This is a genomic window from Streptomyces sp. MST-110588 (genome assembly GCF_022695595.1).
In the GTDB taxonomy this organism is placed as follows: domain Bacteria; phylum Actinomycetota; class Actinomycetes; order Streptomycetales; family Streptomycetaceae; genus Streptomyces.
On record NZ_CP074380.1, the window covers coordinates 6,579,364 to 6,605,622 of the forward strand.

Sequence of the window (26,259 nt, forward strand, 5' to 3'; positions counted from 1 at the left end):
CGCCTGAGCGGAGGTGGTCCACTTCTGCACGAGCAGTTGGCTGGGCCGCTGCTGTGGTCCCCGCGTCCGCGGGGTTGCCGCCGGGGCCGCTCACGGCGCCCCCGGCGGTATGAACGGCAGCCCGTCCGGCACTCCGCCCTCGATGAGCCGCAGCAGCGCGTCGGTGTCCGCGTGCTCCTCGATCAGGTCGCCGAGGCGGTCCAACTGCTCCTCGCGCAGCGCCGCGAAGCTGGTGTCGGGAGCGGGCACGAACGCCCGGCCCGCGTCGGCCGCGACCCGCCGCAGGAAGGCCCGCCGGAAGGCGTCGCTCTCCAGCGAGCCGTGCCAGTGCGTGCCCCACACCACACCGGACCGGCAGCCGTCCAGGGCGGTGCCCGCGCCGTCGGTCAAGAAGGGCTCCGCGCCGTCGACCTCGGCCACGCCGTGGTGGATCTCATACCCCTCGACCGGCTCGCCCAGCGCCCGACCCGTCGGCCGGGCCAGCGTCTTGTCCACCGCGAACCGTACGCGTACGGGCAGCAGCCCCAGCCCCTGGACGACCCCGGCCCGGGACTCGACCTCGTCCTCGATGCGCTCGCCCAGCATCTGGTAGCCGCCGCAGATGCCCAGCACCGGGCGGCCCTCGGCGGCCCGCCGCCGTACCGCGTCGGCCAGGCCGCGCTCGCGCAGCCACCGAAGGGCGCGCACGGTGCCGCGGGTCCCGGGCAGCACCACCAGGTCCGCGTCGGCCAGTTCCTCGGGGCGGTCCACGAACCGCACCACCACGCCGGGTTCGGCGGCCAGCGCGTCCACGTCCGTGAAGTTGGACATCAGCGGCACCGCGGCGACCGCGACCCGCAGCACGTCCGCGCCGTGCGGCGGCGCCACCACGCTCTCGCGCACCGCGCCCCGCAGGGAGACCCGCAGGCCGTCCTCCTCGTCGATGCCCAGGCCGTGGGTGAAGGGCAGCACGCCCAGCGTCGGCCGGCCGCTCAGCCCCTTGAGCATGTCCAGCCCGGGTTCCAGCAGCGACACATCACCGCGGAACTTGTTGACGAGGTAGCCGGCGACCAGCGCCTGGTCCTCCTTGGACAGCAGCGCCGTGGTGCCGAAGAAGGAGGCGAAGACGCCGCCGCGGTCGATGTCGCCGACCACCACGACCGGCAGTCTGCCGGCCCGCGCGATGCCCATGTTCACGATGTCGGTGCGCCGCAGGTTGATCTCCGCCGGGCTGCCGGCCCCCTCGCAGATCACCGCGTCGTGGGTGCGCCGCAGCTCCTCCAGGCACGCCGTGACGGTGTCGAACAACTGCTCCTGGCGGCCCGCGTGGTAGCCCCGGGCACTCAGCTCACCCACCGGCTTGCCCAGCAGCACCACCTGGCTGCTGCGGTCGCCGCCCGGCTTGAGCAGCACCGGGTTCATCAGCGCGCTCGGCTCTACGCGGGCCGCGGCGGCCTGCATGGCCTGCGCCCGCCCGATCTCCGCGCCCTCGCGCGTCACGTACGAATTGAGCGACATGTTCTGCGCCTTGAAGGGCGCCACGCGGACGCCCTTGCGGGACAGCCAGCGGCAGATGCCGGCCGTCACCACGCTCTTGCCCGCGTCGGACGTGGTGCCCGCCACCAGCAGCCCACCACCGAGGGCGCCGCCCGGCGCCGTACCGCGGCTGCTCACGCTGTCCCGGCCGCTTCGGCCGTCGTGGTCACTGCGACCGCTCACAGGGCACTCCTCGCCATGTCCTCACCATCACGTCCCGCCACCGCAAGGCTGCCCGGAACCGGCCCGTGCGGCCCGTACGACCTGCCCGGTGCGTACGGCTCGGGCGCGCCGGGCAGGCCCGGCCCGTACGCTCCGTCCGGCGTCCGGGGGCGGGCCAGGGCCGCGCTCCCGCGCCGGCGCATCGCCGGCCGCCGCCTCACGACGACCGCCTCCTCGCGGCCGGCCGCGCGTTCAGCGCACCGGCCACGGCCCGCCCCGCGACGGTCACCGCCAGCGCCAGCGCGCTCACCCGGCGCGAGAGCGCCACCGCCCGCTCCACGTCCCGCACCGCGACGGCCCGCCCCGCGCCGCCGTTGAGCACCGGCCGGTGCTCGACGCGCCCGCCGTACGCCAGCGTGCCCCCAGCCGCAGCCCCAGCGCGCCCGCGAAGGACGCCTCCACCGGCCCCGCGTTGGGGCTCGGGTGGGCCCCGCCGTCCTGGCGCCAGGCGCGCCACGCGCCCCGCCGGTCCGGCCCGGCGAGCACGGTCAGGGCCGCCGTCAGCCGGGCCCCCGGCCAGCCGGCGACGTCGTCCAGCCGGGCCGACGCCCAGCCGAAGCGCCGGTAGCGCGGCGACTTGTGACCCACCATCGCGTCCAGCGTGTTCACCGCCCGGAAGGCCACCAGCCCCGGCACACCGGCCACCGCGCCCCATACGAGCGCGCCGACCACCGCGTCGGAGGTGTTCTCCGCGACGGACTCCACCACCGCGCGCGCGATCTGCTGCCCGTCCAGCGCCTGGGGGTCGCGCCCGCACAGATGCGGCAGCCGCTCGCGGGCCACCTCCAGGTCGCCCGCCTCCAGCGCGCCGCCGATCGCCCGCGCCTCGCGGCGCAGCGACGTGCCGCCCAGGACGGCCCAGGTGGCGGCGGCGGTCAGCGCGAGGGAGGCGCGGGAGGAGGACCGTACGGTACGGGCCAGCAGCGCGGCCCCGGCGGCGGCCCCGCCGGCGCACAGCGCGGCGTGCACCGCTCCGTACCCGCGGTGGTCGCGCCACAGCCCGCGCTCCACGGCGCCCGCGGCCCGCCCGAAAGCGGCCACCGGATGACCGCGCCGGGGATCGCCCGCGATCAGGTCACCGAGGAAGCCCAGGGCCGCGCCGCACGCGTACGTGGCGTGTTCGGCACGCATCGGATCAGGCCGCCGTCACGCCTTGGAGGGACGGTACGGCACGAAGGGATCTCGAACTGCGGCCGGGCATGGCGGTGTGTCCTCACTCAGGGTCCGCGCCCTGGTTCGACGTGAACGGCGACGAGAGTCTCCTGGCTCCCGGATCGGCGTCTCCTCCGGCCTTCCAGTCCGTACGCGCACACCCGAGGCGGGCGCGGGCCGGGCCGTGGCCTTCGCTGGAGGAACGCTCCCCGGTGACAGTGGCGGGACCGCGCCGGATTCTCACCGGACTTCCTCATCTGTCGCCGAATGGCTCCGGCAGTCCACCACGCTCCGCGAAGGCCCGTCAACTCGCCTGTGACCTGCGGTGAGGCCGGTACGTGGGCACTGTGGCGCGCGCCACAGGGTAAGGGGGGCGTCACATACGGTTGCCTGTGCCGCCGCTGGCGCGTCACTATCTGGTGCACGGCGGGCGATGGGGCTCGCCGGAAGGGGGCCGGGAATGCCGGACAGTGCAAGCCGCCGTGAGTTCCGCCTCAGGATCACGGGCACCAACAATCCGCACCAGGACATCGAGGACCTCAAGGCGTGGCTGGAGCGCGAGCCCTGGCTGGCCGGCCAGGGACACGAGTGGGTGGTGCGGCCACAGTCGGATGACGAGGGGCAACGGCCGGAAGGGGCGGAACGGGCGGAAGGGCTCGAAGGGGCGGAGAAATCCGGGCGGCCCGTACGGACCGGACAACCCGGGCGGCCCGTACGGACCGGACAACCCGGACGGCCTGTACGGACCGGACAGCCGGGCCGGCCGGACACCGGGCGCCGGGACATGGCGATCGGCGCGGACGAGCTGATCCTGGTGGTGACCGGCGCGTTCACCGCCGAGATCACCAAGAGCCTGCTCATCACCCTGCGGGAGTGGCTCAGACAGCGCCGCGAGGAGCGCGCCGCCGGCGAGGAGCCCGGCGTCGCGCTCGGTGACGGCGGCGGCCTGCGCGACATCGGCGACGCACCGCCGGGAGACCGGCCGCCCGGCAACCGGCCCTGCGGCAGCCGGCCCCCCGGGCGCCCGGATCCCCGCGCCGGTACGGACGAAGGCGGCGGCGCCGGCGAGGGATGAGCCGCGATGTCCGTATATGACGCGCGTGGCAAACGGAACCGGGCGCTGCTCATCTGTGTGAGCGACTACGAGACCCTCCCCAAGCTCCCGGCGGTCGAGGCCAACGCGGAGGAACTCAAACGCGCCCTGACCGACAAGAACACCGACCTGTTCACCGAGCGCGAAGTGCGCATCTGCCGGCCCCGGGAGCCCTGGGAGCTGGACCAGGCGCTGGACACCGTCGCCGCCGAGGCGCGCGGCCTGCTGCTCATCCACTTCTCCGGCCACGGCAGGGTCCGGCTCAACGGCGGCGACCTGCAACTGATGGTCGGCGTCTCACGGACGGGCCAGACCCACAAGGCGGTCTCCTGGCAGCAGACCGTCCTGCCCTATCTGGAACACTCGCGGGCCGACCGCGTCGTGATCATCCTGGAGTGCTGCTTCTCGGGCAACGCCGACGAGGGGTTCCACTCCCGTCGCAAACCCATGTCCCTCCTGATGGCCGCCCAGCCCAACCGGCGCATCTTCAGCGGCGAGGAGCCGTTGGGCGGCACGGTCTTCACCCGCGCCGCCGTCCAGATCCTGCGCGAGGGCATTCCGGGCCGGCCGTACGTGACCTTCGAGGACTTCGTACGGGCGCTGCGCGAGCGGCTCGCCGACGAGGAGACCCCGATGGGCGACGTCTGGGAGCCCCGGTCGGCCAAGCAGAACACCGTCGACGACGTCGTCCTCTCCTTCGCCACGCCCGAAGTCCGGCCCCCCACACCGCTGCGCATCCGGATCCGCCGCTGGTTCCGGCGGTACGTCCTGCGGCGCCTGCGGGTCCTGACGGCCATGGCGACGGCCGCGGGCCTGATCCTCGCCGGCCTCGTCGTGGCCGACGCGCTGCGCCCGGAGCCGCCCTGCCCGCCCGCACTCGAACTGCGCCTGCTGACCGCCCCGGAGGCGGAGCCCACGCTGCGCCGGGCGGCCCTGGAGTACGAGATGTCCGCCCTGAACACCCGTGCGCTGAAAGGGGAGGGAGACATCCCGGACGGCTGCCGGCGTGCGCAGATCACCGTCTACTCCGCGGCCAAGGACCAGGTCGTCAAGGGGTTCGCCGCCGCCGGCCGCTGGCAGGTACAGGCCGGTGGTGACCGGGCGCGGGGCCCCGGGAGTTCCGGGAGTCCTGCGAGCCCCGGGAGTCCCCAGGGCCCCACGAAGTCCGGGAACCCGAAGGGCTCCCAGGGGCCCGAGGACTCCGGCGGGCAGAAAGGGGGGACGGGCACCGACCCGCTGTACCGTCCCGGCCCCCAGCCCGACCTGTGGATCCCCGAATCCACCGCCGACTACCTCGAAGCCCGCCGTGGCATGGCGTCCGCCGCCGCCTCCCCGGCCGGCCTGGCCAACACCGGCCCGGTCGCCTACACCCCCCTGGTCGTCGGCGTGCCGGAGAAGAAACGGCCGGCCGACGTCGAACGGGTCGGCGGCGCCTGGCAGGCCCTCCTCGCGGCGACCGACCCCGACCACCAGAACCTCAAACTGCTGCGCCCCAGCCCCGTACTGTCCGGCACCGGCCTGATGCACACCCTCGGCCTCTACCTCGCCAACGACGGCTCCTGGAGCGGCTCCGGCAGCGCGCCCGACTCCTCGGTGGCCCGCACGGCCGAGCGCCGGCTGTCGGCCCCAGGCAGCCAGTACGCGGGCAGCACAGAGCTCCTGTGCTCGCTGCGCCCCGACTCCGGCCAGACCCAGGGCGCCGACCGGGCCCGCTCCGCCCCGCTGGTCACCGAGAAGTCGCTGATGGACTACAACCTCGGCCACGCCATCGGCAGTTGCCCGGCGAGCAGTGCCCCGCTCGCGCCCGGCGACCGCTACGCCGCCTACTACCCCAAGGGCGTCCCGGCCCTGGACCACCCGCTGGTGCGGGTCGGCTGGCAGGGCGCGAAGGACGGTACGGAGCGCCGGGCGGCCGTGGACAGCTTCGCGCGCTGGCTGCGCGACCCCTCCGGCGGGCAGCGCACCCTCGTCCAGGAGGGCTACCGGCCGGTGGCGGAGGGCACGGACCTCCGGCTCGCCGGGTCGCCGCTGCTGGACAGCCGCGCCGACGCCGACACCAACGCCCGGGTCATCCCCTTCCCCGCCGGCCGGGCCTACGAGTCCCAGGTGACACAGGTGCTGCGCAGATACGACCAGGCGCAGGAGTCCAGCCAGGTGCTGTTCCTCATCGACACCTCCTCCTCCATGGCCGACCACGGCAAGCTCACGGTGGCGCTGGACGCGGCGGGCCGGGCCCTGGAGATGGTGGGCACCGCCGGCCACACGTACGGCCTGTGGACCTTCCCCGACCGCGGGGACCCCACGGACCCCTACCGGTCGCGCCGGGCCGTACCCCTGGGCAGCTCCGACCGCGCCCCGGGCAAGGCGGCGCTGAACCGGATCGCCAAGGGGGAACTGGTCGAGCACGGCGCCGACATGGAGGAGGCGCTGACCGCCGCCGTACAGGAGACGAGGAAGGCGTCCGGCAGGAACAAGGCCATCGTGCTGATCCTCGACCAGGACGACGGGGCCCGCAACCGTGCGGAGGACGTGGAGAAGAAGCTGGCCACGCTGCTGGAAGGCACGCCGAGAATCCCCGTTCTGATGCTGGTGATGGGCAAGGGCGGCTGCAATCTGACGATGCGCGGCCTGGCGTCGACCTCCGGCGGCCAGTGCGTGGCGGCCGGCTCCGACGCGCCGGACCTGCTGGCCGGGCTCGTGGCCTCCGTGGGCACGGCGGGGAAGGAGACTCCGTGACAGAGCCGCGACGCAGAGCAGCGAAGGCCCGGAACCGGTGGGTGGTTACAGCGCTCGGCGCGCTGGTGGTGTGCACGGCGGCGGGCTGTACGGACGACTCGCCCGGCCCCGGACCGCGGAAGGGCGAGATCGTGCTGGCCACCGGCAGCGACCTGAGCAGCACCGGCGTACGTCAGGACCTGATCCGGGCCTGGGAGAAGAGGACCGGAAACACGGTCCGGATCGTCAAGCTCCCGGACACCGCGGACGGACAGCGCAGCCAGCTCCTGGCCGCCGGTCAGTCCGGCAACAGCGGCTACGACGTGCTGAACATCGACGTGGCCTGGACCGCGGAGTTCGCCGCCGCGGGCGTCATCCGCCCCTGGGAGGGCAAGCTGGACCCCGACTTCCTGGACAGCGTGGTGAAGACCACCCAGTACGACGGCAAGGTGTGGGGCGTGCCCTTCAACACCGACGCCGGGCTGCTCTACTACCGCAAGGACCTCCTTGGCGAATACCTCGGCGACAGCCGGCCGCCGGACAACTGGGGCGAGCTGAAGAACATGGCCACCCAGGTCACGGACGCGTACAACAAGAAGCACAAGGACAAGCTGGCCGGCCTGGTCACCCAGTTGCGCCCGTACGAAGGGCTGACCGTCAACACCCTGGAGGCGGCCTGGGCGGCCGGCGGCGCGCCGGAGGCGACCAGCTTCACCAAAGGGGAGCAGGTCGGCGCGCTCCAGCAGGGCGTAGCCGACCTGAAGACCCTGCTGAACTCGATCATGCCGCCCCAGGTGACGGCGATGGACGAGACGGAGAGCCGCCGCTGGTTCGCCGACGGCAAGGCGCTGTTCATGCGCAACTGGCCGGTGGAGTACGCCTCGGTCGCGGACAAACTCACCCCCGGCGAGCAGTTCGACGTCACCGAGCTGCCGACCCGCCCCAGGGACGGCAAGCGGCTGTCCGTACTGGGCGGGCAGAACCTGGCGATCTCGGCCGCCAGCGACCGGCCCGCACTGGCCCGTCAGTTGATCGAGGCACTCACCGGCCCGCAGAGCGAACGCTGCCTGCTGGAGCGCGGCTTCGCGGCGACCCGCGACTCGGCGTACCGGGACCCGGGCCGGGCCCCCGTCTGCGGTCTGCCGCCCGAGAACGCCGATCGCGGCGAGAGCGGCGGGCCGTCGCCCGCGGGAGGTGACGGCCGGGAACCCGCGTACAAGAAGACGCTGTACGCGGCGCTGCGCGCGGCCGAACCCAGGCCGCGCAGCGTCCACTACCAGACGTTCAGCAAGGTCGTGCAGATCCGGGTCTCGGAGTACTTGCGCAGACAGGACAACACGGCGGTCGCGGACGCTCTGGCCAGGGAGGCGGACAAGGCGCTCAACGGGCGCGGCTGAGGGGTCGTTCTTCGGGCAGGCCCGGGCGACCTGCGGGGGAAGCCGGTGCTGACCGTACGGTGAGACGTACGGAGAACAGTGCGATGCGGTGATACGCGCGGTGCGGTGGAACGCGCACGGAAAACGGCAGGCGGTCACCGGGGCGCGAATGGCCCCGGTGACCGCCTGCCGTTCAGTCTGTTCGAGCCTGTCCGAAGGCTTCTCAGCGGGCGACGATCAGGTAGATGCCGTACGCCACGGCCGCCGCGCACAGGGCGAAGGCGGCGTACGCGCCCGTACGGGCCGCTGCGGACGGTGCGGTGGTGGCCGGGCCGCCGGTCGGCGCCGCCCCGCCCGCCGGCCGGCGCTTGCGGGACGTGCCGACGATGCCGACGGTGAACAGACCCACGATCCCGACCGTCACCACGAGGGTGACGCCGAAGACCTGGCCCAGAGCTGCCCAGTCGATGCTCATGCGGGTGTCATTCCTTGGGTGCGGGAAGTGCGGGGGAGGGGGCGGTCAGCCGGCGGCCGTGGCCGCGGCGGGCGGGGCGGGGCGACGGGCTCGTGCGGCTCTTGCGCGCCGGCCGTCGGAACCGTCGCCGTGGCCGCGGCCGGCGCGCGGGGTACCGGGCCGGCGGGCGGCGGGGAGACGGCGCGCAGCGCGGTGGTGACCACGCCCGCCGGCTCGGCGGCCGGGCCGGTCCCGGCGTCCGCGGTGGCCGGGGTCTCGTTGACGTTGGTGTGGTCCACCGGCTTGCGGCGCGAGGCCCACCAGATCGCGCCGCAGGCGGCGAGCGCGAGGACGGCGACGGCCGCGACACCCCAGTCGCCCCGGCCCGCCAGGAAGGCGGCACCCGCCGAGACCAGACCGGCGGCCGGCAGCGTCAGCCCCCAGGCGATGACCATGCGGCCCGCCGTGGACCAGCGCACCACGCCGCCCTTGCGGCCCAGGCCCGCGCCCATGACCGAACCGGAGCAGACCTGGGTGGTGGAGAGCGCGAAGCCCAGGTTCGAGGAGGCCAGGATGGTGGCCGCGGCGCCGGTCTGGGCGGCGAAGCCCTGCGGCGGCTGGATGTCGGTGATGCCCTTGCCCATCGTACGGATGATCCGCCAGCCGCCCAAGTACGTGCCGGCGGCGATGGCCAGACCGGCCGAGGCGATGACCCACAGCGGCGGGTCGGAGTGCGGGGCGAGGACGCCGCCGGTGATCAGCGCGAGGGTGATCACACCCATCGTCTTCTGCGCGTCGTTGGTGCCGTGGGCCAGCGAGACCAGCGCCGCCGAGGCGATCTGCCCGGCGCGGTAGCCCTTGGCGGTGTCCTCCTCGTCGTGGTGGCGCGCCAGACGGTAGGTGAGGCGGGTCGCCGCCATCGCGGCCAGACCGGCGACGACGGGCGCGGCCACGGCCGGGATCAGGACCTTCATCACCACGGCGGAGCCGTGGACGCCGCCGGTGCCGACGGAGACCAGCGTGGCGCCGATCAGCCCGCCGAAGAGGGCGTGGGAGGAGCTGGAGGGCAGCCCCGCCAGCCAGGTGAGCAGATTCCAGACGATCGCGCCGACCAGGCCGGCGAAGATCACTTCCGGTCTGATTCCGGCGGTCTCGTCGATGATGCCGCCGGAGATGGTCTTGGCGACCTCCACGGACAGGAACGCGCCGACGAGGTTGAGGACCGCCGACATCGCCACCGCTGTCTTGGGCCGCAGTGCCCCGGTGGAAATGGTGGTGGCCATGGCGTTGGCCGTGTCGTGGAAGCCGTTCGTAAAGTCGAACACCAAGGCCGTGACGATCACGATCCCGATGAGAAGCGTGATGTGTTCCATTCACCCAGGCAATCAGTTCGATGGTCAATGACGCTCGGACCGTACGGACGGAGGGTGAACGGAAGGTGAACTGAGGCGGGCGTGACGGTGATGCCCCCGCGGGGTGTTCACGCGGGGGCGGTGTGGCGGACGTCCGGCGGCCGTGTGGCGGACGCTTTCCCGTCACCCGGTTCCCGGTCACGTTCCCGGCCGGGCTTTCGATCAGGGCCTCGATCAGGGCTTCGATCGGGGTCTCGGCCAGGGCCTCGTCCTCATCCTCTGGCGAACCTCTTGAGCTGCGCCACCGAGCCGTTCCACCGGTTCTGGTCACCGGGCAGCGCGCCGTCGTCGGCGTACTGCCGGAAGCTCACGAACGACCAGCCGGCGGGCAGCGGACCGGCGGCGCCGTGCCAGTCGGCCAGCCACAGCGGGTGGGTGCGGCCGAAGGACCGGTTGCCACCGGTGCAGCCGTTCCACCACCGGGCCGTGGTGTAGATCACGGGCGTCCGGCCCGTACCGCGCCGGACCTCCCGGCTGAACGCCCCGATCCACCGGACCAGGGCGGCCCGGCTCATCCCGAAGCAGGGGTTCTTTCTGTTGTACGGGTTGTGCTCGATGTCCAGTGCGGGCGGCAGCGTCCAGCCGTCGGCCGACCACCGGCCGCCGTTGCGCAGGAAGTACCGGGCCTGCGCGGTGCCGGAGGAGGCGGTCGGCACCGCGAAGTGGTACGCGCCACGCACCAGGCCGGCCCGCCGGGAGCCGTTGTACTGCTGGCGGAAGTAGGGGTTCCGGTAGGAGAGCGCCTCGGTGGCCTTGACGTAGACGAAGCGCGCGCCCTTGGCCCTGGCGCTGTGCCAGTCGACGTTCTTCTGGTGCGCGGAGACGTCGTGGCCCCTGAGCCGGATGGGGGCGGCCAAGGCGGTGGGGGCCGCGGCGAGGGTGGTGGTACCGAGTGTGGCGGCTACGACGGAGACGGCGAGCAGGGCGCGCCGGCCGCGCCGATCGCGGCGGTCGCGGCGGTCGAGGTACGACGGGTGGGTGGCTGTCGCTGAATGGTCCGGTGAGTGGAGCGGCTGATGATCACGAGCCATTGTTCCCCCCGGAAAACGGCGTCCATGACAAATCCACCAGAGGCTACCGGATGATCCCTAGAAGGCGGTCGATCTCCGGCCAATGCCTTGTAGGAGATGATGTATCGGTATATGACGGGAACGCCCGAATACCGGAGGATCGTCGTCCGCGCCCGGCGCCCGCCCTGTCCCGCCGTCCGCCCCGCCCGTACGGTGTCGACCGACAGGCCCGACACGCCACAGCGCACGGGAAAGGGATCCGTATGACGGAGCGGGAAGCCATCGAGGGCGCCTGGCGCGATCTGGTCGCCACGGCCCGGCGCACGGTCGCCGACGGGCTGGTCGTCGGCACGTCGGGCAATGTGTCCGTACGTGTCGGGGATCAGGTTCTCGTCACGCCCAGCGGCGTCCCCTACGACCGGCTGGGCCCCGGCGACCTCACCGCCGTGGACCTCGACGGCCGCCGGACCGCCGGCGCCCTGGAACCCACCAGCGAACTCCCCATGCACCTGGCGGTCTACCGCACCACCGGCGCCACCGCGATCGTGCACACCCACGCGGCCCACGCCACCGCCGTCTCCACCCTGGTCACCGAGCTCCCCCTGATCCATTACATGGCCGCGGCTCTCGGCGGCCCCGTCCGTGTCGCCCCCTACGCGCTGTACGGCACCGAGGAGTTGGCCGAGAACATGCTCGGCGCGCTGCGCGACCGTACCGGCTGCCTCCTGCGCAACCACGGCACCGTCACCTACGGCACCACCCTGGACCAGGCGTACGACCGCACCGCCCAGCTCGAATGGATGTGCCGCGTGTGGCTCGCGGCCAGTTCCGTACCGGGGCGTGAGCCGGCGCTGCTCTCCGCGGAGCAGGTGCGGGAGGTGGGCGAGAAACTCCGGGGGTACGGACAGCGCCGCCCCCAATGACCATCCGCCTGCGATGACCACCCGCCCGCAACGGGCATCCGCCCGCGATGACCACACGCCTGCGAAGACCATCCGCCCGCCTTCCGGGCGGGCCCGCTGTCATGGACGCGCGGTCCGTGGGCACGCGTGCCCCATGGATCACTCGCGCGCCGCCGCCCACTGGCCGCATCCGCCGGCCCTGCCCACACTAAGGAGGATGCGTCTGGGAACCGTGGCGGCAGCGACCGCAACCACCGTGATCGGGGCCGGCGCGACCGCGCTGGCGGTCGGCCGGTACGCCAGCGACGCCGCCCTGAGAACACCGTCCGGCCTGCCCTTTCCCGGTGATCCACGGATCACCGTGCAGGCCGTCGCCGACGGCTGGATCACCCTCGACCGCAACGCCGCCGCCCTGCGGCCGGGCACGTACGGGCTGACCGGCGACGGCTGCCACGCGGTCGTGGGCCCGCTGGCCGAGGACGCCCCGCACCCCGCCGGCGCCGTCGTACGCCGTCTGCTGCGCGTCAGCAAGGGCGCGCCGCGCCCCGGCGCCCGGATGCGGCTGACCCCGCAGGTCTACACCGGCCACCCGCGCGAGGCGCTGGAACTGGAGTGCTCCGACGTCGAGGTCCCCGGCGAACTGGGCCCGCTCCCGGCCTGGTTCGTGCCCGGCTCGCGGGACCTGTGGGTCATCATCGCGCACGGCCTGGGCACCACCCGCGAGCACCCCATGATCGTCATGCCCTTCCTGCACCGCTACCGGCTCCCCGTACTGGACCTCGCCTACCGCAACGACGCCGGCGCCCCGCGCTCCACCGACGGCGTCAGCCACCTCGGCGACTCCGAGTGGCGCGACCTGGACGCCGCGATCCGCCACGCCGTCCGCCACGGCGCCCGCCGCGTCGTCCTGTACGGCTGGTCCACCGGCGCCTCCATGGCCCTGCACGCCGCCGCCAACTCCGCGCTGCGCCACCACATCAGGGGCCTGATCCTGGACTCCCCGATCCTCGACTGGCAGGCCACCGTACGGGCCCTGGCCGCCGCCCGCGGCACCCCGCGCCCCCTGCTGAGCCTGGCCGTACGCGCCGCCGAGGGGAGTACCGGCCTGCACTCGGACCGGCTGGCCGGGGCCACCGACCCCGCCCTGCTGTCCGTGCCGACCCTCCTCCTGCACGGGCCGGACGACACCATCGCCCCGTGGGGGCCGTCCCGGGAACTGGCCGCCCGCCGCCCCGACCTGGTCACCCTCCACCCCTTCGCGCAGGCCCAGCACGCCGCCATGTGGAACACTGCGCCCTCCGCCTACGAAGAGACGCTGCGCCGCTTCCTGACGCCGCTCATGTAGCCCCGGCCGGACGGCCCTGCTTGTTCGTACGGCCCCTTGCATGCGTACGGTCCCCTTCGCGCCATCCCGTTCGTACGGTCCCCTTCGCACGGTCCTGTTCGTTCTCGTTCGCAAGGACCCGCTCGTACGGTCTCTTCGCGCGGACCCGGCCGCACGGCTCTCCCCGTACGGTCGTACGGCCCCGGCCGGATGGCCCGCCGCACCGTCGCGGCCGGGCCGGGCGGCCCCGGCCGGGGAAGAGCACGCGCCGGCCCACAAGGCGCAGGACGGGTTCCGATTGGGCTTTCGGGCCGTCAGCGGCAAGACTGCTCCTGTGACGTCCCGTACTCCGCGCGACTCCCGGCTCCGACTGGTCCCCCGTCAACCGATCGCCGCTGCCCGCCGGGCGGTGAGCACCCGGGCCGCCCGGCCGGCGCCCCGGCCCCCCGCGGGCATGCCGCCACCCGCCGAACTGGCGCGGCAGGCCCGGAGCTGCCTCGCCGGAGCCGTCCGGCTGGCCCGCTGGGCCGACGGCGGCCGGGGCGGATCCAAGGCCGGAGTGCGGGCCGGAGCGGACGGGGCACTTCCGGAGGCCGTCGTGGAGCGGGCCGCCGCCGGACTGGAACTGACGCCGCGGCAGGTGCGCGCGGACTGGGACCGGGCCAGGCTGGCCGGGCTGATCGAGCTGCACCAGGGCCTGGCCCGGCCCGGGTGGCGGCTGCGTGCCTGGGACCGCGACGACGCGGCGGCGCTGCGCGGCTGGGTCGCGCTCTTCGACGCCTGGTCGCTGGCGCGCCCCACGCCCCCCGGCGCCGCGCCGACCGTCGTCGCCGAAGTCGTCGAGGCCGTACCGCAGTTGCTCTCGCTGCTGCACCTGTCGGCCGGCCCGGTCCGGCTGCCGGTCCTGCTGGACCTGCTCGGCCAGCGCGTCGCCGAGCTGCGTACGGAGCGCTGCGAGGTCCTGTACGGACAGGCGGGCGGCGAGGGGGAGGACGGCGGCGCGCCGGGCGGCCGGGAAGGGACGCCGGGCGACCCGGCCGGGGTGCCCTTGGCGGCGCTCCTGGACTGGGCGCTGGACGGGCTCTCGACCGTGGGAGCGCTCGTGGTGCGCGGCGGTGCGAAGACCGGCGTACCCGCCGAGCGCGAGGCGCTGCTCACCCCCCTCGGCAACTGGTCGGTGTGGGTCAAGCTGGAACAGATCTGTGTCGCGGCCCAGAGCCCGGCCGGCAACATCGAACGCTCCGCCGAGGCGATGCTGCGCGGCTGCGCCCGTCTGACCCCGGGCCCGGCCCGCGCCGAATACCGGGCCTGGCTGGCGGCCCGGTCCGTCGGCAGCGCCGTCGAGGAGCTGCTGGAGGTGGCCCGGGGCGAGGACGCCCTGCTGCGCGGCCTGGCCTTCGAGGCGCTGCGCGCGGTCGGCGCGCCCGCCGAGCCCGCCGTGCGCGCCGCCGCCGAGGAGCCGGGCCTGCGGCCGTACGCCCTGCTGTGGCTGGTCGAACACGAGGGCGGCGACCCGGAGACCGCGCCGGACGTCCTGACCCGCGAGGAGGCCACCTGGCTGTGGGTGGACACCGCCGCGGCCGTCGCGGACCACGGCGAGAGCCAGCTCCTGGTCCGCCACCTCGACTCGGCGGTCCAGGGCTCGGTGCCGCGCCTCCTGGAAGAGGTACGGGCCGTGGGGCACCCGCGCACCGTGCAGGTCCTGGTCGCGCTGGCCGCGGCACACCCCGACCCGGCCCTGGCCAAGGCCGTCCGCCGGGCCGCCTTCCAGGTCCACACCGGCGGGGTGTGAACCGGGCGGGGCGGCCGGACGCACCGCACCGCACCGTATCGGCGGCCCGGCCCACCTGACCGTACCGGCGGCCGAGCCCGGCAGACCGGCCGGCCGTCAGCTCAGGGTCGCCCCCGGTGTGTACGTCCCGAAGGTCCACAAGTTGCCCTCGGCGTCACGGGCCGTGTAGTCCCGCGAGCCGTATTCCTGGTCCGTGGGCGGCGTCAGTATCTCCACCCCGGCCTGCTCGGCCCGCTTGTGGTGCGCGTCCGGGTCCTGGACGACGACATAGACACCGGCCGGCCCCGCGTCCCGCATCGCCTCGCCGTAGACGCCGCCGTGCCCTTTGGAGCCCAGCATCACCGTGCCGTTGCCGTAGGACAGCTCGGCGTGCAGCACCGTGCCGTCCTCGCTCTCGTACAGTGCGTCGCGGGTGAAACCGAACCCTTCGGTGAGCTGCCGGATGGCCGCCTTGGCGTCCCGGTAGAGCAGCGTGGGGAAGAGGGTGGGCGCACCCGTTGCGGTGTCGGCCATGATGATCACCGTCCTTCGTACGGTCTCTTCTTCGGCCTGTCGTGCGATCTGTGTCACAGTCTTGCACCGGGGTCTGACAACGCCCGCCGGACACCGGGCGCCGGGCCCCGGACCTGGCCGGATACCCGCCCGGAGGCCGGGCCGGAGACGGGCCGGGACCGTCGGCCGACGGGCACCTGCGGACGTCCGCAGGCACCTCCGTGCGTCCGCGGGCACCCCCCCGCACCCCCGGCGCGCGAGACCGACGGCCCGGGAAAACTGGTTGCAGCCCACCGCTAGACTGGTTTCCATGGCAATTCTCCTCGTGCATTAGACGGCGCCGGCCCGCCCGTCGCCCGGCCCCACCCTCTTCGGTGGCGCGCCGCGCACGGTGGTGTTCATCCCGTCCTTCCCGCTGTCCTTACCTGCCCTGGAGTCTTTCCGTGATCACCGCCTCCGGCCTTGAGCTGCGCGCCGGCGCCCGTGTCCTCATCGAGTCCGCGTCCTTCCGTGTCGCCAAGGGCGACCGCATCGGCCTGGTCGGCCGCAACGGCGCGGGCAAGACCACGCTCACCAAGGTGCTGGCCGGACAGGGTGCCCCCGCCGCCGGGACGGTCACCCGCTCCGGCGACGTCGGCTATCTCCCGCAGGACCCGCGCACCGGTGACCTGGACGTGCTCGCCCGCGACCGCATCCTCTCCGCCCGCGAGCTGGACAGCGTGCTGCGCAAGATGCGCGAGAACGAGGACCGGATGGCGAACGGCAAGGGCGCCACCCGTGAGAAGGCGATGAAGAAGTACGAGCGCCTGGAGACGGAGTTCCTGACCAAGGGCGGTTACGCCGCCGAGGCGGAGGCCGCGACCATCGCCGCCAGCCTGGGCCTGCCCGACCGCATCCTCAACCAGCCTCTCCACACGCTCTCCGGCGGTCAGCGCCGCCGCGTGGAGCTGGCCCGCATCCTCTTCTCGGACTCCGACATCCTGCTCCTGGACGAGCCGACCAACCACCTGGACGCCGACTCCATCGCCTGGCTGCGCGACTACCTCAAGACCTACCGCGGCGGCTTCATCGTCATCTCCCACGACGTCGACCTGGTCGAGACGGTCGTCAACAAGGTCTTCTACCTGGACGCCAACCGCGCCCAGATCGACATCTACAACATGGGCTGGAAGCTCTACCAGCAGCAGCGCGAGGCCGACGAGAAGCGCCGCAAGCGCGAGCGTGCCAACGCCGAGAAGAAGGCCGCAGCGCTCAACTCCCAGGCCGACAAGATGCGGGCCAAGGCCACCAAGACCGTCGCCGCGCAGAACATGGCCCGGCGCGCAGAGCGGCTGCTGGCCGGCCTGGAGGAGGTGCGGGCCGCCGACAAGGTCGCCAAGCTGCGCTTCCCGGACCCGGCGCCGTGCGGCAAGACCCCGCTCACCGCCGAGGGCCTGTCCAAGTCCTACGGCTCGCTGGAGATCTTCACCGACGTCGACCTGGCCATCGACAAGGGTTCGCGGGTGGTCATCCTCGGGCTCAACGGCGCGGGCAAGACGACCCTGCTGCGGCTGCTGGCCGGCGTCGAGAAGCCCGACACCGGCGAGGTCCGCCCCGGCCACGGCCTGAAGCTGGGCTACTACGCCCAGGAGCACGAGACGCTGGACCCGGACCGTACGGTCCTGGAGAACATGCGCTCGGCCGCCCCGGACATGGACCTGGTCGACATCCGCAAGACGCTCGGCTCCTTCCTCTTCTCCGGCGACGACGTCGACAAGCCCGCCGGGGTGCTCTCCGGTGGCGAGAAGACCCGGCTGGCGCTGGCCACCCTGGTCGTCTCCTCCGCCAACGTGCTGCTGCTGGACGAGCCGACGAACAACCTCGACCCGGCCAGCCGCGAGGAGATCCTGGGCGCGCTGCACACCTTCACCGGCGCCGTGGTGCTGGTGACGCACGACGAGGGAGCGGTGGACGCCCTCCAGCCGGAGCGCATCATCCTGCTGCCGGACGGCGTCGAGGACCTGTGGGGCCCGGACTACGCCGACCTTGTGGCGCTGGCCTGATCAAGGCCGTATGGATCATTCGGCCGAGGCGTGATCCATCATCTGAGTGAGAACGGCTCGTACACCGGCGAGTCTTCCCGGGAAGGCCGGGCCCCACCGGCCCGGCCTTCACCTGTTCCCTCCCGTACCGCTTGACCTGCTGCTTCCCTGTGGCTGTCGCTTCACGGCGGCGTACACCGCAAGCGGAATATCTGATTCCCGGCGTCAATCCGGCGCCCTTGACGGCAAACGATGTCCTACGGACCTTGCTGAATGGGTGGCCAGGAAGCCCGGGAGGGGTGATCATGAGAGTCCAGAGCGCACTTCCCATGAGGAGGCACGGGTGGCCGAGACTCTGAAGAAGGGCAGCCGGGTTACCGGCGCCGCGCGCGAGAAGCTCGCGGCAGACCTGAAGAAGAAGTACGACTCCGGTGCAAGCATCCGGGCGCTGGCCGAAGAGACCGGCCGCTCCTACGGGTTCGTCCACCGGATGCTCACCGAATCCGGTGTGATCCTGCGGGGACGCGGCGGAGCGACAAGGGGCAAGAAGGCCGCCTCGGCCTGACACGAGGCGTACAGCGCTTCCGGGACAGCCGATGGTGCCACCCGGTCGGTCGAGCAGACGACCGGGTGGTTACTGTTCAGTCACTTAAGCGCGTGCGTGCCGGTTCACTCCCGCGCGCACGGGTGTGGTCGGCTGACTCGGAGGCAATCCATGACTCTGCTCGACAAGGACGGTGTGCGGCTCACCGTGGACGACGCGATCGCCACGGTGACCCTCGCCAACGCGGCCAAGCGCAACGCGCAGTCGCCCGCCATGTGGCGGGCACTGGCCGAGGCGGGATCGCTGCTGCCGGGGAACGTACGGGTCGTCGTGGTACGCGGCGAGGGCAAGTCCTTCTCCGCGGGCCTGGACCGCCAGGCGTTCACCCCCGAGGGCTTCGAGGGCGAACCGTCCTTCCTCGACCTCGCGCGCGGTTCCGACGCGGAACTGGACGCCGCCATCGCCGGCTACCAAGAAGCGTTCACCTGGTGGCGGCGCCCGGACCTGGTGTCGGTGGCCGCCGTCCAGGGACACGCGATCGGAGCGGGCTTCCAGCTCGCGCTCGCCTGCGACCTGCGGGTGTGCGCGCAGGACGCGCAGTTCGCGATGCGGGAGACCAGCCTGGGGCTGGTGCCGGACCTGACCGGCACCCACCCGCTGGTCGCGCTGGTGGGCTATGCGCGCGCCCTGGAAATCTGCGTCACCGGGCGTTTCGTGTACGCGGACGAGGCCGAGCGCACGGGCCTGGCCAACCTCGTGGTGCCGGCCGGTGAACTGGACGGCGCGGTGGCGGACCTGGCGGCGGCGCTCACGGCCGCGCCGCGCGACGCCGTCATCGAGACCAAGGCCCTGCTGGCGGGCGCGGTCTCTCGACCATACGAGGAGCAGCGCGCCGCGGAACGGGCCGCGCAGGCACGGCGGCTGCGGGACCTGGCGGGCCTGGGGGAGTAGGCCGTACGGGCGGGAGCAGGCGTACGGGCGGAAGCAGGCGCGTACGGGCGCGGCTCCGGCCCCGCGGTCGGACGCGGCGGTCGGCGGTGATGCCGTAGCGGTCAGGCGGCGTCGACGGCGGTGATCAGCACCGCGACCGTGACCGGTCCGGGGGCCGCGTCCGCCGCCGCCTGCCGTACGGCCAGCGCCACGTCCAGCGTCCGGCGCCCCGCGCCCGCGGCCACCTGCACCAGCACATGACCCGGCTCCCGGCGTACCGCCTGTGACGAGCCGCCCAGGACGGGCGCCGGCCTGGAGACACCGGGAACCCGTAGGACCGCACGCGTCACCTCGTCGGCCGGGTCCGCGGCCGGCCCTCCCTCCGGGCCCGCGCCCGCATCCCCGGCCGTGCGCCCGGCCGGCGGATCGTCCAAAACCTCCCCGGTCCCCGAGGCGGTTCCCCAGGCCCGCACAGCCCCGGCAGCCCCCGCAGCTTCTCCCTCCTCCAGCAGCGCGGTGACCCGCAGATCCACCGCGGCCACCACCAGCCCCAGCCCGTCGGCCGCCCGCGCCAGCAGGGCCTCACGGAGCAGTCCGGCGGTGACGGGCACCGGCCGGTCCGGCCCGGCCGAGAAGTCCGCCGTGATGCGCAGCGGCCCCGGCGGCAGCGCGCTGGGCGGCGGCGGTACGGCCGCTCGCGGCGCCACGTCCGGGTCGGCCAGGGACAGCCGCAGCCGGCCCGGACGGATGCCCGGCAGAGCCCCGGCCGCTTCGCGCAGGGCCGCGGCGGCTGCCTGTTCGGTGATCCAGGAGCCGTCGCCGGGGCCGCCGAGCGGCAGCACCCGGCCGAGCCCGAGCTGCTGTCGTACGGTCCGTACCAACTGGTCCGCGTCCATCCGGCCGTCACCCCTTTTCCGTACGGTCCTACGGTCTTTCCACCCTGCCGCACTGTCGTCCCCGTGGCAGGCCGATCCCCCCGAACGCCGTCGCCGGACCCGCTCCCGGCGCATTCCCACCGCACTCCCGGCGGACTCCCAGCGCCTTCCCGGTGCGCTCCCACCGCACTCTTCTCGCGCCCCGGGCGCGCCGTGGGCGCCCGGCTGCACTCCGCTGCCGCATTCCCGCAGCGGTCCCGGGGAAGCGCACCTAATGTGGGAAACGGAGCCAAGAGTGCTTCTCCCCCCGGAAAGGGACGATCGGCGAAAGGGGCGATCGGCGATGAGTGAGACCGCGCAGCGCAGCCAGTCGGAGTCCGCCGGCCAGCAGCCGAAGGGCGAGGAACCACAGAAGGCGACGGGCGGAAAGCGGGGCGGCGGCGACCCCGCGTCGCGGGGGCGTACGACCATTGCCGACGGCGTCGTGGAGAAGATCGCCGGACTCGCGGCCCGGGACGTCATGGGGGTGCACGCGATGGGCAGCGGCTTCGCCCGTACGCTCGGCGCCGTCCGCGACCGGGTGCCCGGCGGCGGCAAGTCCGTCACCCGCGGGGTCAAGGCCGAGGTCGGTGAGGTGCAGACCGCCCTGGACCTGGAGATCGTCGTGGAGTACGGCGTGCCCATCGCGGATGTGGCCGCGGGCGTACGCGAGAACGTGATCTCCGCCGTCGAGCGGATGACCGGCCTGGAGGTCGTCGAGGTCAACATCGCCGTCAGCGACGTGAAGCTGCCCGATGACGAAGAGGACGACGAGAGCGAACAGCCCAGGCTCCAGTAAGGCATGAGGGCGCGGTACGGCGTGGAGGTGCGGGACCGCGCGAGCGCGCGGGACCGTCCGGAGCGGTAGCGAAGGAGGGCGTGATGAACATGGCCGTGGCTGGTCTGTTGGCCGGAATGGCGCTGGGCTTCGCCGGATACTTCGGCGGCTTCGGAGCGTTTTTGCTGGTGGCGGCGCTCGGCGTCGTCGGTTTCTTCGTCGGGCGGCTCCTGGACGGGGACCTGGAGCCCGGCGAGTTCTTCCGTACGCGCACCGGCGACCGCGACGCCCGGCGGCGGTGAGGCCCGGTGGCGACGGTGCTCCCGGCCGCCACGGCCGCCACAGCCGCCAGGGCTCCCGCCGTCGAGGCGGCCGGGCGCGGCGCGACGAGGATCGCGGACCGGGTCGTGGCGAAGATCGCTGCCCGGGCCGCGCGTGAGGCACTGCGTGCCGCCACCACCGACCCCACCGACGCCCACGCGACGGTGACCGTACGTCGCCGCGAGGGCCGGCAGGACCTGGGGGAGGCACGGGTACGGGTGGCCCTGGAGCTGTCCTACCCCTGCGACATCGGGGCCCGGTGCGGCGCGGTACGGCGTCATGTCACCGATCGCGTACGGGCGCTGGCGGGCATGGACGTGCCCGAGGTGGCGGTCGAGGTCGAACGGCTGCGGTCGCCGCGGACGGCGGAGCGGGCGGGCGGGGGAGGGTGCGATGAGCGACGAGGGCACCGGCCGCCCGGGGGACCCGCGCCGCCCCCTGACCCTGAAGAAAACCCCGGAAACACCCCCTGACACCGCCGCTGCATCGCCTGACACCACCGCCTCTGGCACCACTGCCTCTGGCACCACTGCCTCTGGGACCACCGCTTCTGACGCCGCGTCCCCCGGCGCCGCACCGGACCGCCCCGTGGAGCACTCCGGGCGCTCCGGGCGCTTCTGGGCGGTCCGCAGGGTACCGGCCGCGCTGGTGGCGCTGGTGCTGCTCGGCGCGGCCGGACTGCTGCTGTACGACGTGGCCGCGGTACGCGCCGACCGCCCGGCCATGGCCTGGCGCAGACGGCTCGCCGAGGAACTGGCGACCCGCCACCTGGACGACCCGTGGGTGCTGGCCGGCGCGGCCGTGGCCGTCGTCCTCGGCCTGTGGCTGCTGACGCTGGCGCTGACCCCGGGCCTGCGCGCCGTACTGCCGATGACGCGCCGGACGCCGGACGTCCGGGGCGCGCTGGACCGTTCGGCGGCGGCGCTGGTGCTGCGCGACCGGGCCATGGAGGTCCCCGGCGTCCAGTCCGTACGGGTGTCCGTCGGCCGCCGCAGGGCCAGGACCCGGGCCGTCTCGCACTTCCGCCCGCTGGAGGAGGTACGGGGCGACCTGCACACGGCGGTGGAGGACGGCCTGGCTCAACTGGGGCTCCAGCGGCGGCTCGCCCTGTCCGTACGGGTACGCCGCTCGGTGAAGAAGGGGTGAGCACGCGATGCGCAAGGTCCTCAGAACGGTCAACCGGGTCCTCCTCGCGCTGACCGGGCTGCTGCTCCTGGGCACCGGCGGGCTGGTCCTGCTGGGCGGGCTCGACCTGCCGGGCCGGTGGGGCTTCGGGCTGCCCGACCGGTGGCCGTGGGCCGGGCCCGGCGAGGTGCTGCTCACCGAAGCGGACCGCCGGCGCTGGACCGGCCACGGCTGGTGGTGGCCGGTGGTCATCGCCGCGCTGGCCGTCCTGGTCCTGCTCGCCCTGTGGTGGCTGCTCGCCCAGTTCCGGCGCCACCGCGTGCGGGAGGTCCTCATCGACAGCGGTGACGGCGAGGGCGCGCTGCTGCGCGGCCGGGCCCTGGAGGCCGTGGTGGAGGCGGACTCCCGATCGGTGGAGGGGGTGGAGCGGGCCCACGTCCTGCTGGCCGGCCGGCGCCGGGAACCCCGTATGCGTATCGGCCTCGCCCTGGCCCCCACGCGGAGCCCGCCACCGTGGTCACCCGCCTCACCGACGAGGCACTCACCCGGGCCCGTCACTCGGCCGGCCTGTCCCGTCTCCCGGCCGAGGTCCGGCTGCGCGCGGTCAGGCACCGCGCCGAACGGGTGAGCTGAACAGGCGAGCTGAACAGGCGAGCCATACGGGTGAGCTGACACGCCCGCCGGCTCACTCGTGGGCCGGTTCCCCCGTCGGGAACAGGATCGTGCTCAGCAGATGGGGCCTGCGGCCCGGCGCGGGTTTGTTGTGCATCTTGGCCGTGATGGCGCCGACGAGGTCACCGATCAGTTCGGCGAGTTCCGCCTCGTCGAGCCAGAGCGGGAACTGCCGGTAGGAGACCGAGTCGGCGGACGGGTCCGCGTGATCCCGGTCGAGGTAGGCGTTGAACTCCGTGAGCAGGGCGGCCATGGCTGCCGCGAACCCCTGGCGATGCTCGCTCAGGGTCATCGACGCGGCCGTCTCCCGGTCGATCACCGTCCGCGCCCGGTGCAGCCGGTAGCGGCGTTCGACCGCGCCGTGCACCCGCTGTTCGTCCTCGACCTCCAGCACTCCCGCCTCCGCGAGCAGGCCCACGTGCCGGTACACGGTCGTCTTGGGGACATCGGGGAGGTGCACGCACAGCTCGGACGTCGTACGGGTCCGGTCGCCGGACATGGCGTGCACGATGCGCAGCCGTACGGGGTGCAGCAGCAGGTCAAGAGTGTCCATCCCCGCACGGTCCCACATCTGGTACCGTTCCCAAAAATGGGAATGCAGCCCGGGTTTCCGGAGCCGGGCCGTCTTCTCCTGAATCGCGAGGGAGCCACCAGTGACGCCGAATCCGCCTTCGACGCCGAACCCCCCTTCGTCCGCGCCGGCCCGGCTGAGTGCCGAGGCGGTCCAGCCTCTGTCCCCGCCGGCCCCCGCGGGGTCGCCGGACGACCTCGGATGGCTGGACCGGGCGATCGGCGACGCACGGGTCGTGGCGATCGGTGAGCCCGCGCACTACAACCGCGAGTTCTACGAACTGCGCCACCGGCTGTTGCGCCACCTGGTCCAGCGGCACGGGTTCAGCGCCTACGCGACGGAGTCGGGATTCACCGAGAGCCGGCTGACCGACGACTGGGTACGCGGCGACGGCGCACGAGGCGACGGCGCACAAAGCGACGATGCACGAGGCGACCGCGTACGAGACGTCGGCGCACGAGGCGACGATGCACGAAGCGACGATGTAAGAGGCGACGGGGACGGCTTCGCGGACCCGCACCGGCTCGGCCCGGTCATGGCGCACGGCATGACCTCGCTCATGGGCCTGTGGACGCAGATGCGCGACCACCTGGAGTGGATGCGGCAGCACAACCGCACCGCCTCCTCGCCGGTCCGCTTCTACGGCATCGACCTGCCCGGCTCCGTGGTGTCCCTGCTGCCCGGGCTGGACGCCGTAACCGCCTATCTCGCGGAGGCCGACCCCGGATTCCATACCGATCCGGCCCTGCGGGAGCTGGCCTCCGTCTTCGCCGCGCCGTCACCGTTCTCCGCCCCCGGGCCCTGGCCGCCTACGCGGAACTCGCCCCCGAGGCCAAGGACGCGCTGACGGCGGGGCTCGCCGCGCTCCTCGCGCGCATGACGGACCGGCGCGCGGACCACCTGCGGCGGACGACCGTGGACGCGTATGAATGGGCGTACCGTTCGCTCCACCTCACCGTCACCCTCGACGCGGTGATCCGGGAGCTGGCGAGCGGCAGGCCCGACGGCCGGCAGCACGACCTCCGTGACGGCGCGATGGCCGACACGGTCCGGTGGATCCTCGACCGGGAGGACCGGATCGTGCTGACCGCCCACAACGGACACATCCAGCGCTGCCCCCTGGCCCTTCCGGGCCTTCCCCGGGCCACCACGATGGGCATGCGGCTCGCCGGACAACTGGGCGGGGACTACCTGGTCATCGGTACGACCTCGGCGACCGGCGCCACCCTCACCACGGACGCGGACGGGTTCGCCGCCGGTGAGTTCTTCGTGGACATGGAGGAGCCCCGGCCGGGAAGCCTGGACGCGCTCATGGCGGCGAGCCACGACGGGCCCTTCGCCACCGATCTGCGGCGGTTGTCAGCGACCGACACCGAGACCCTGCGGACGATCTCCCGGCAGCGCTTCGGCGGCCTGTACGCCGATGTGAACCCCTTGGAAGCCTTCGACCTCGTCGTCCACCTTCCCCACGTCACCCCGGCCGAACCCGACCCCGCCGCGCTCGCACACGCCCCCCGCGAGGTGCGGGAGGCGTTCGCGCGCTGGAAGCCGGCCTGACGGAGCGGGCCTGACGGAGCCGGGCATGACGAACCGCCCGGCCACTCCGTGCCCGCGCGCGGCACCTCCCACTACCTGCGACATCAGTCCAATTCCAGCTCACCCACCTTCTGGTCCCCGCTCATCTCCCCTGTCGGCCGGAATCCGAGCCCCAGGTAGAAGCCCTCGGGGCCGCCCTCGCCGGGGTGCCAGGTGGTGGTGAGCCGGGTGCCGCCGCGGCGGCGGATCTCGGCGGCCACCGAGGCGACCGCGAAGCGGCCGTAACCACGGCCCTGTTCGCCGGCCGCGATGTTCAGGCGCCACAGGCCCGAGCGGAGGTCGCTGCCCTTGCCGTCCCCGGCGAAGTCGGCGCCGAAGAAGGCCATGAGGAAGCCGACCGGCCGCTCGCCGTCCAGGATGAGGCGGGGCCAGGCCAGGTCGCCGGAGACGTACGCCTCGGCGAGGGACTTCACGACCGGCGCGACCAGGTGCTCCTGATCGGGACGGACCTTCAGGCCGATCGCGGCGTCGAAGTTGTCGGCGGTGATCTTCTCCAGGCGGAGGGTGGCGGGCGGACGCGGTGTGGTCGTCAGGCCAGGAGGAACGGTCGTCATGGGCGGGCGCTCCCGGTCAGAAGCCGTGGCGGGCGCCGCCGTCGACCGGGAGCATGACTCCGGTGACGTACGAGGCCGCCGGGGACAGCAGGAACGCGGCGGCGCGGCCGAACTCCCGCGGGTCGCCGTAGCGGCGCAGGGGGATGGCGGCGGAGTTGCGGGCGCGGGCGGCCTCCGGGTCGGTGGACAGCTCGTCGAGCTGGCGCAGCCGGTCGGTGGCGATACGGCCCGGGAGCAGGCCCAGGACCCGGATGCCGCGCGGTCCCACCTCGTTCGCCAGGGACTTGGCGAAGCCCGCCAGGCCCGGGCGCAGGCCGTTGGAGAGGGTCAGGCCCGGGACCGGTTCGTGTACGGAGCTGGAGAGCACGAAGCCGATCACCCCGCCCTCGCCGAGTTCGGCCGCCGCCGTACGGGCCAGCCGTACCGCGCCGAGGAAGACCGTGTCGAAGGCCGCCTGCCACTTCTCGTCGGTGAGGTCGGCGGCGGAGCCCGGCGGGGGACCGCCGACGCTGATGAGGATGCCGTCGAAACGGCCGAAGCGCTCGCGGGCCGCAGCGATCAGCCGGGCGGCCGTGTCCGGGTCGGCGTTGTCGGCCGGCACGCCGAGCGCGCGGGCGCCCAGGGCGCTCGCCGCGTCGTGTGTGCTCTCCTCGCCGCGGCCGGTGATCACGACGTTCGCGCCGTCGGCGATCAGCTCCTGTGCGGTGGCCAGGCCCAGTCCGCGGGTGGCACCGGTGATGACGTACGTCCGGTCGGTGAGTCCAAGATCCATGG

The 26,259-nt window shown here is 73.5% G+C and carries 24 protein-coding genes, 2 pseudogenes and 1 riboswitch; of the genes and pseudogenes, 16 read left to right on the forward strand and 10 right to left on the reverse strand.

Translation table 11 applies throughout. The features are described 5' to 3' along the window. Positions 1-90 precede the first annotated feature (90 nt). Both KGS77_RS28820 and KGS77_RS28825 read right to left on the reverse strand, forming a co-directional pair. The gene (locus tag KGS77_RS28820; RefSeq protein ID WP_242587752.1) at positions 91-1,653 is read right to left on the reverse strand and encodes a cobyric acid synthase; all 1,563 of its coding nucleotides are present in this window, start codon (positions 1,651-1,653) and stop codon (positions 91-93) included. Between the two features lie 241 nt (positions 1,654-1,894). After that, positions 1,895-2,868, reverse strand: a pseudogene (locus tag KGS77_RS28825) (cobalamin biosynthesis protein). Between the two features lie 124 nt (positions 2,869-2,992). Continuing rightward, positions 2,993-3,146: riboswitch (cobalamin riboswitch) on the reverse strand. 203 nt (positions 3,147-3,349) lie between these two features. On the opposite strand from KGS77_RS28825, the gene KGS77_RS28830 reads away from it, so the two are divergent. Genes KGS77_RS28830 through KGS77_RS28840 form a run of 3 tightly spaced genes read left to right on the forward strand, consistent with a single transcriptional unit; the run spans position 3,350 to position 8,094 of the window. Further along, positions 3,350-3,964: a hypothetical protein gene (locus KGS77_RS28830; protein WP_242586072.1), complete on the forward strand. Its 615-nt coding sequence runs from the start codon at positions 3,350-3,352 to the stop codon at positions 3,962-3,964. 6 nt (positions 3,965-3,970) lie between these two features. After that, a complete protein-coding gene (locus KGS77_RS28835) occupies positions 3,971-6,718 on the forward strand; it encodes a caspase family protein (protein ID WP_242586073.1) in 2,748 nt (915 codons plus the stop codon). Next, complete coding sequence (locus tag KGS77_RS28840) at positions 6,715-8,094, forward strand: extracellular solute-binding protein (RefSeq protein ID WP_242586074.1); 1,380 nt, start codon at positions 6,715-6,717, stop codon at positions 8,092-8,094. Before KGS77_RS28835 ends, KGS77_RS28840 begins: the two co-directional genes overlap by 4 nt. Positions 8,095-8,296: 202 nt before the next feature. Here KGS77_RS28840 and KGS77_RS28845 read toward each other — a convergent pair whose 3' ends face one another. The 3 genes from KGS77_RS28845 to KGS77_RS28855 all read right to left on the reverse strand — a co-directional run bounded on the left by KGS77_RS28845 (position 8,297) and on the right by KGS77_RS28855 (position 10,970). Then, positions 8,297-8,548, reverse strand: a complete 252-nt coding sequence (locus tag KGS77_RS28845) for a hypothetical protein (protein WP_242586075.1) — start codon at positions 8,546-8,548, stop codon at positions 8,297-8,299. Beyond that, on the reverse strand, positions 8,545-9,900 hold the full coding sequence (locus KGS77_RS28850) for an inorganic phosphate transporter (protein ID WP_242586076.1): 1,356 nt from the start codon (positions 9,898-9,900) through the stop codon (positions 8,545-8,547). The genes KGS77_RS28845 and KGS77_RS28850 overlap by 4 nt, the downstream gene beginning before the upstream one ends. Before the next feature lie 251 nt (positions 9,901-10,151). Continuing rightward, positions 10,152-10,970, reverse strand: coding sequence for a lysozyme (locus KGS77_RS28855; RefSeq protein WP_242586077.1), 819 nt, complete (start codon positions 10,968-10,970; stop codon positions 10,152-10,154). Between the two features lie 242 nt (positions 10,971-11,212). Between KGS77_RS28855 and KGS77_RS28860 the strand changes: the two genes are divergently transcribed. From KGS77_RS28860 to KGS77_RS28870, 3 genes are all read left to right on the forward strand, one after another. Then, positions 11,213-11,872, forward strand: a complete 660-nt coding sequence (locus KGS77_RS28860; protein ID WP_242586078.1) for a class II aldolase/adducin family protein — start codon at positions 11,213-11,215, stop codon at positions 11,870-11,872. 196 nt (positions 11,873-12,068) lie between these two features. Continuing rightward, the gene (locus tag KGS77_RS28865) at positions 12,069-13,196 is read left to right on the forward strand and encodes an alpha/beta hydrolase (RefSeq protein WP_242586079.1); all 1,128 of its coding nucleotides are present in this window, start codon (positions 12,069-12,071) and stop codon (positions 13,194-13,196) included. 313 nt (positions 13,197-13,509) lie between these two features. Further along, positions 13,510-14,967, forward strand: coding sequence for a hypothetical protein (locus KGS77_RS28870; protein WP_242586080.1), 1,458 nt, complete (start codon positions 13,510-13,512; stop codon positions 14,965-14,967). 96 nt (positions 14,968-15,063) lie between these two features. Here KGS77_RS28870 and KGS77_RS28875 read toward each other — a convergent pair whose 3' ends face one another. Next, on the reverse strand, positions 15,064-15,480 hold the full coding sequence (locus KGS77_RS28875) for a VOC family protein (RefSeq protein WP_242586081.1): 417 nt from the start codon (positions 15,478-15,480) through the stop codon (positions 15,064-15,066). A 422-nt stretch (positions 15,481-15,902) separates the two neighbouring features. Between KGS77_RS28875 and KGS77_RS28880 the strand changes: the two genes are divergently transcribed. From KGS77_RS28880 to KGS77_RS28890, 3 genes are all read left to right on the forward strand, one after another. Beyond that, positions 15,903-17,501, forward strand: coding sequence for an ABC-F family ATP-binding cassette domain-containing protein (locus tag KGS77_RS28880; protein ID WP_242586082.1), 1,599 nt, complete (start codon positions 15,903-15,905; stop codon positions 17,499-17,501). Between the two features lie 322 nt (positions 17,502-17,823). Beyond that, on the forward strand, positions 17,824-18,045 hold the full coding sequence (locus KGS77_RS28885; RefSeq protein ID WP_242586083.1) for a helix-turn-helix domain-containing protein: 222 nt from the start codon (positions 17,824-17,826) through the stop codon (positions 18,043-18,045). Positions 18,046-18,195: 150 nt separating this feature from the next. After that, positions 18,196-18,975 (forward strand): enoyl-CoA hydratase/isomerase family protein, encoded by a 780-nt coding sequence (locus KGS77_RS28890; RefSeq protein ID WP_242586084.1) that lies wholly within the window; start codon positions 18,196-18,198, stop codon positions 18,973-18,975. A 101-nt stretch (positions 18,976-19,076) separates the two neighbouring features. On the opposite strand, the gene KGS77_RS28895 is transcribed toward KGS77_RS28890, so the two are convergent. Then, positions 19,077-19,850 (reverse strand): hypothetical protein, encoded by a 774-nt coding sequence (locus KGS77_RS28895; RefSeq protein ID WP_242586085.1) that lies wholly within the window; start codon positions 19,848-19,850, stop codon positions 19,077-19,079. 322 nt (positions 19,851-20,172) lie between these two features. On the opposite strand from KGS77_RS28895, the gene KGS77_RS28900 reads away from it, so the two are divergent. From KGS77_RS28900 to amaP, 5 genes and pseudogenes are all read left to right on the forward strand, one after another. Continuing rightward, the gene (locus KGS77_RS28900; RefSeq protein WP_242586086.1) at positions 20,173-20,667 is read left to right on the forward strand and encodes an Asp23/Gls24 family envelope stress response protein; all 495 of its coding nucleotides are present in this window, start codon (positions 20,173-20,175) and stop codon (positions 20,665-20,667) included. Between the two features lie 83 nt (positions 20,668-20,750). Next, positions 20,751-20,948, forward strand: a complete 198-nt coding sequence (locus KGS77_RS28905; protein ID WP_242586087.1) for a hypothetical protein — start codon at positions 20,751-20,753, stop codon at positions 20,946-20,948. Positions 20,949-20,963: 15 nt separating this feature from the next. Next, entirely contained in the window at positions 20,964-21,440 is a 477-nt protein-coding gene (locus KGS77_RS28910) for a hypothetical protein (RefSeq protein WP_242587753.1), read from the forward strand. Further along, positions 21,361-22,113, forward strand: coding sequence for a DUF6286 domain-containing protein (locus KGS77_RS28915; protein ID WP_242586088.1), 753 nt, complete (start codon positions 21,361-21,363; stop codon positions 22,111-22,113). The genes KGS77_RS28910 and KGS77_RS28915 overlap by 80 nt, the downstream gene beginning before the upstream one ends. Positions 22,114-22,120: 7 nt before the next feature. Further along, positions 22,121-22,725 (forward strand): annotated as a pseudogene (amaP, locus tag KGS77_RS28920) (alkaline shock response membrane anchor protein AmaP). Positions 22,726-22,777: 52 nt separating this feature from the next. Here the strand turns inward: amaP and KGS77_RS28925 are convergent. Beyond that, the gene (locus KGS77_RS28925; RefSeq protein WP_242586089.1) at positions 22,778-23,317 is read right to left on the reverse strand and encodes a helix-turn-helix domain-containing protein; all 540 of its coding nucleotides are present in this window, start codon (positions 23,315-23,317) and stop codon (positions 22,778-22,780) included. A 100-nt stretch (positions 23,318-23,417) separates the two neighbouring features. On the opposite strand from KGS77_RS28925, the gene KGS77_RS34720 reads away from it, so the two are divergent. Further along, on the forward strand, positions 23,418-24,182 hold the full coding sequence (locus KGS77_RS34720) for an erythromycin esterase family protein (protein ID WP_277994280.1): 765 nt from the start codon (positions 23,418-23,420) through the stop codon (positions 24,180-24,182). Then, positions 24,137-24,892, forward strand: coding sequence for an erythromycin esterase family protein (locus KGS77_RS34725; protein ID WP_347404594.1), 756 nt, complete (start codon positions 24,137-24,139; stop codon positions 24,890-24,892). The genes KGS77_RS34720 and KGS77_RS34725 overlap by 46 nt, the downstream gene beginning before the upstream one ends. A gap of 83 nt (positions 24,893-24,975) precedes the next feature. On the opposite strand, the gene KGS77_RS28935 is transcribed toward KGS77_RS34725, so the two are convergent. Both KGS77_RS28935 and KGS77_RS28940 read right to left on the reverse strand, forming a co-directional pair. Next, positions 24,976-25,485 (reverse strand): GNAT family N-acetyltransferase, encoded by a 510-nt coding sequence (locus KGS77_RS28935; RefSeq protein WP_242586090.1) that lies wholly within the window; start codon positions 25,483-25,485, stop codon positions 24,976-24,978. Between the two features lie 16 nt (positions 25,486-25,501). After that, positions 25,502-26,257, reverse strand: coding sequence for an SDR family oxidoreductase (locus tag KGS77_RS28940; protein WP_242586091.1), 756 nt, complete (start codon positions 26,255-26,257; stop codon positions 25,502-25,504). Positions 26,258-26,259: the final 2 nt, after the last annotated feature.

Excerpts from the sequence above, each read along its gene's own strand:
- KGS77_RS28830 (WP_242586072.1), top strand. The coding sequence starts at position 3,350 with ATGCCGGACAGTGCAAGCCGCCGTGAGTTCCGCCTCAGGATCACGGGC.
- KGS77_RS28835 (WP_242586073.1), top strand. The coding sequence starts at position 3,971 with ATGTCCGTATATGACGCGCGTGGCAAACGGAACCGGGCGCTGCTCATC.
- KGS77_RS28845 (WP_242586075.1), bottom strand. The coding sequence starts at position 8,548 with ATGAGCATCGACTGGGCAGCTCTGGGCCAGGTCTTCGGCGTCACCCTC.
- KGS77_RS28850 (WP_242586076.1), bottom strand. The coding sequence starts at position 9,900 with ATGGAACACATCACGCTTCTCATCGGGATCGTGATCGTCACGGCCTTG.
- KGS77_RS28855 (WP_242586077.1), bottom strand. The coding sequence starts at position 10,970 with ATGGCTCGTGATCATCAGCCGCTCCACTCACCGGACCATTCAGCGACA.
- KGS77_RS28860 (WP_242586078.1), top strand. The coding sequence starts at position 11,213 with ATGACGGAGCGGGAAGCCATCGAGGGCGCCTGGCGCGATCTGGTCGCC.
- KGS77_RS28865 (WP_242586079.1), top strand. The coding sequence starts at position 12,069 with ATGCGTCTGGGAACCGTGGCGGCAGCGACCGCAACCACCGTGATCGGG.
- KGS77_RS28875 (WP_242586081.1), bottom strand. The coding sequence starts at position 15,480 with ATGGCCGACACCGCAACGGGTGCGCCCACCCTCTTCCCCACGCTGCTC.
- KGS77_RS28890 (WP_242586084.1), top strand. The coding sequence starts at position 18,196 with ATGACTCTGCTCGACAAGGACGGTGTGCGGCTCACCGTGGACGACGCG.
- KGS77_RS28895 (WP_242586085.1), bottom strand. The coding sequence starts at position 19,850 with ATGGACGCGGACCAGTTGGTACGGACCGTACGACAGCAGCTCGGGCTC.
- KGS77_RS28900 (WP_242586086.1), top strand. The coding sequence starts at position 20,173 with ATGAGTGAGACCGCGCAGCGCAGCCAGTCGGAGTCCGCCGGCCAGCAG.
- KGS77_RS28905 (WP_242586087.1), top strand. The coding sequence starts at position 20,751 with ATGAACATGGCCGTGGCTGGTCTGTTGGCCGGAATGGCGCTGGGCTTC.
- KGS77_RS28915 (WP_242586088.1), top strand. The coding sequence starts at position 21,361 with ATGAGCGACGAGGGCACCGGCCGCCCGGGGGACCCGCGCCGCCCCCTG.
- KGS77_RS28925 (WP_242586089.1), bottom strand. The coding sequence starts at position 23,317 with ATGGACACTCTTGACCTGCTGCTGCACCCCGTACGGCTGCGCATCGTG.
- KGS77_RS28935 (WP_242586090.1), bottom strand. The coding sequence starts at position 25,485 with ATGACGACCGTTCCTCCTGGCCTGACGACCACACCGCGTCCGCCCGCC.
- KGS77_RS28940 (WP_242586091.1), bottom strand. The coding sequence starts at position 26,257 with ATGGATCTTGGACTCACCGACCGGACGTACGTCATCACCGGTGCCACC.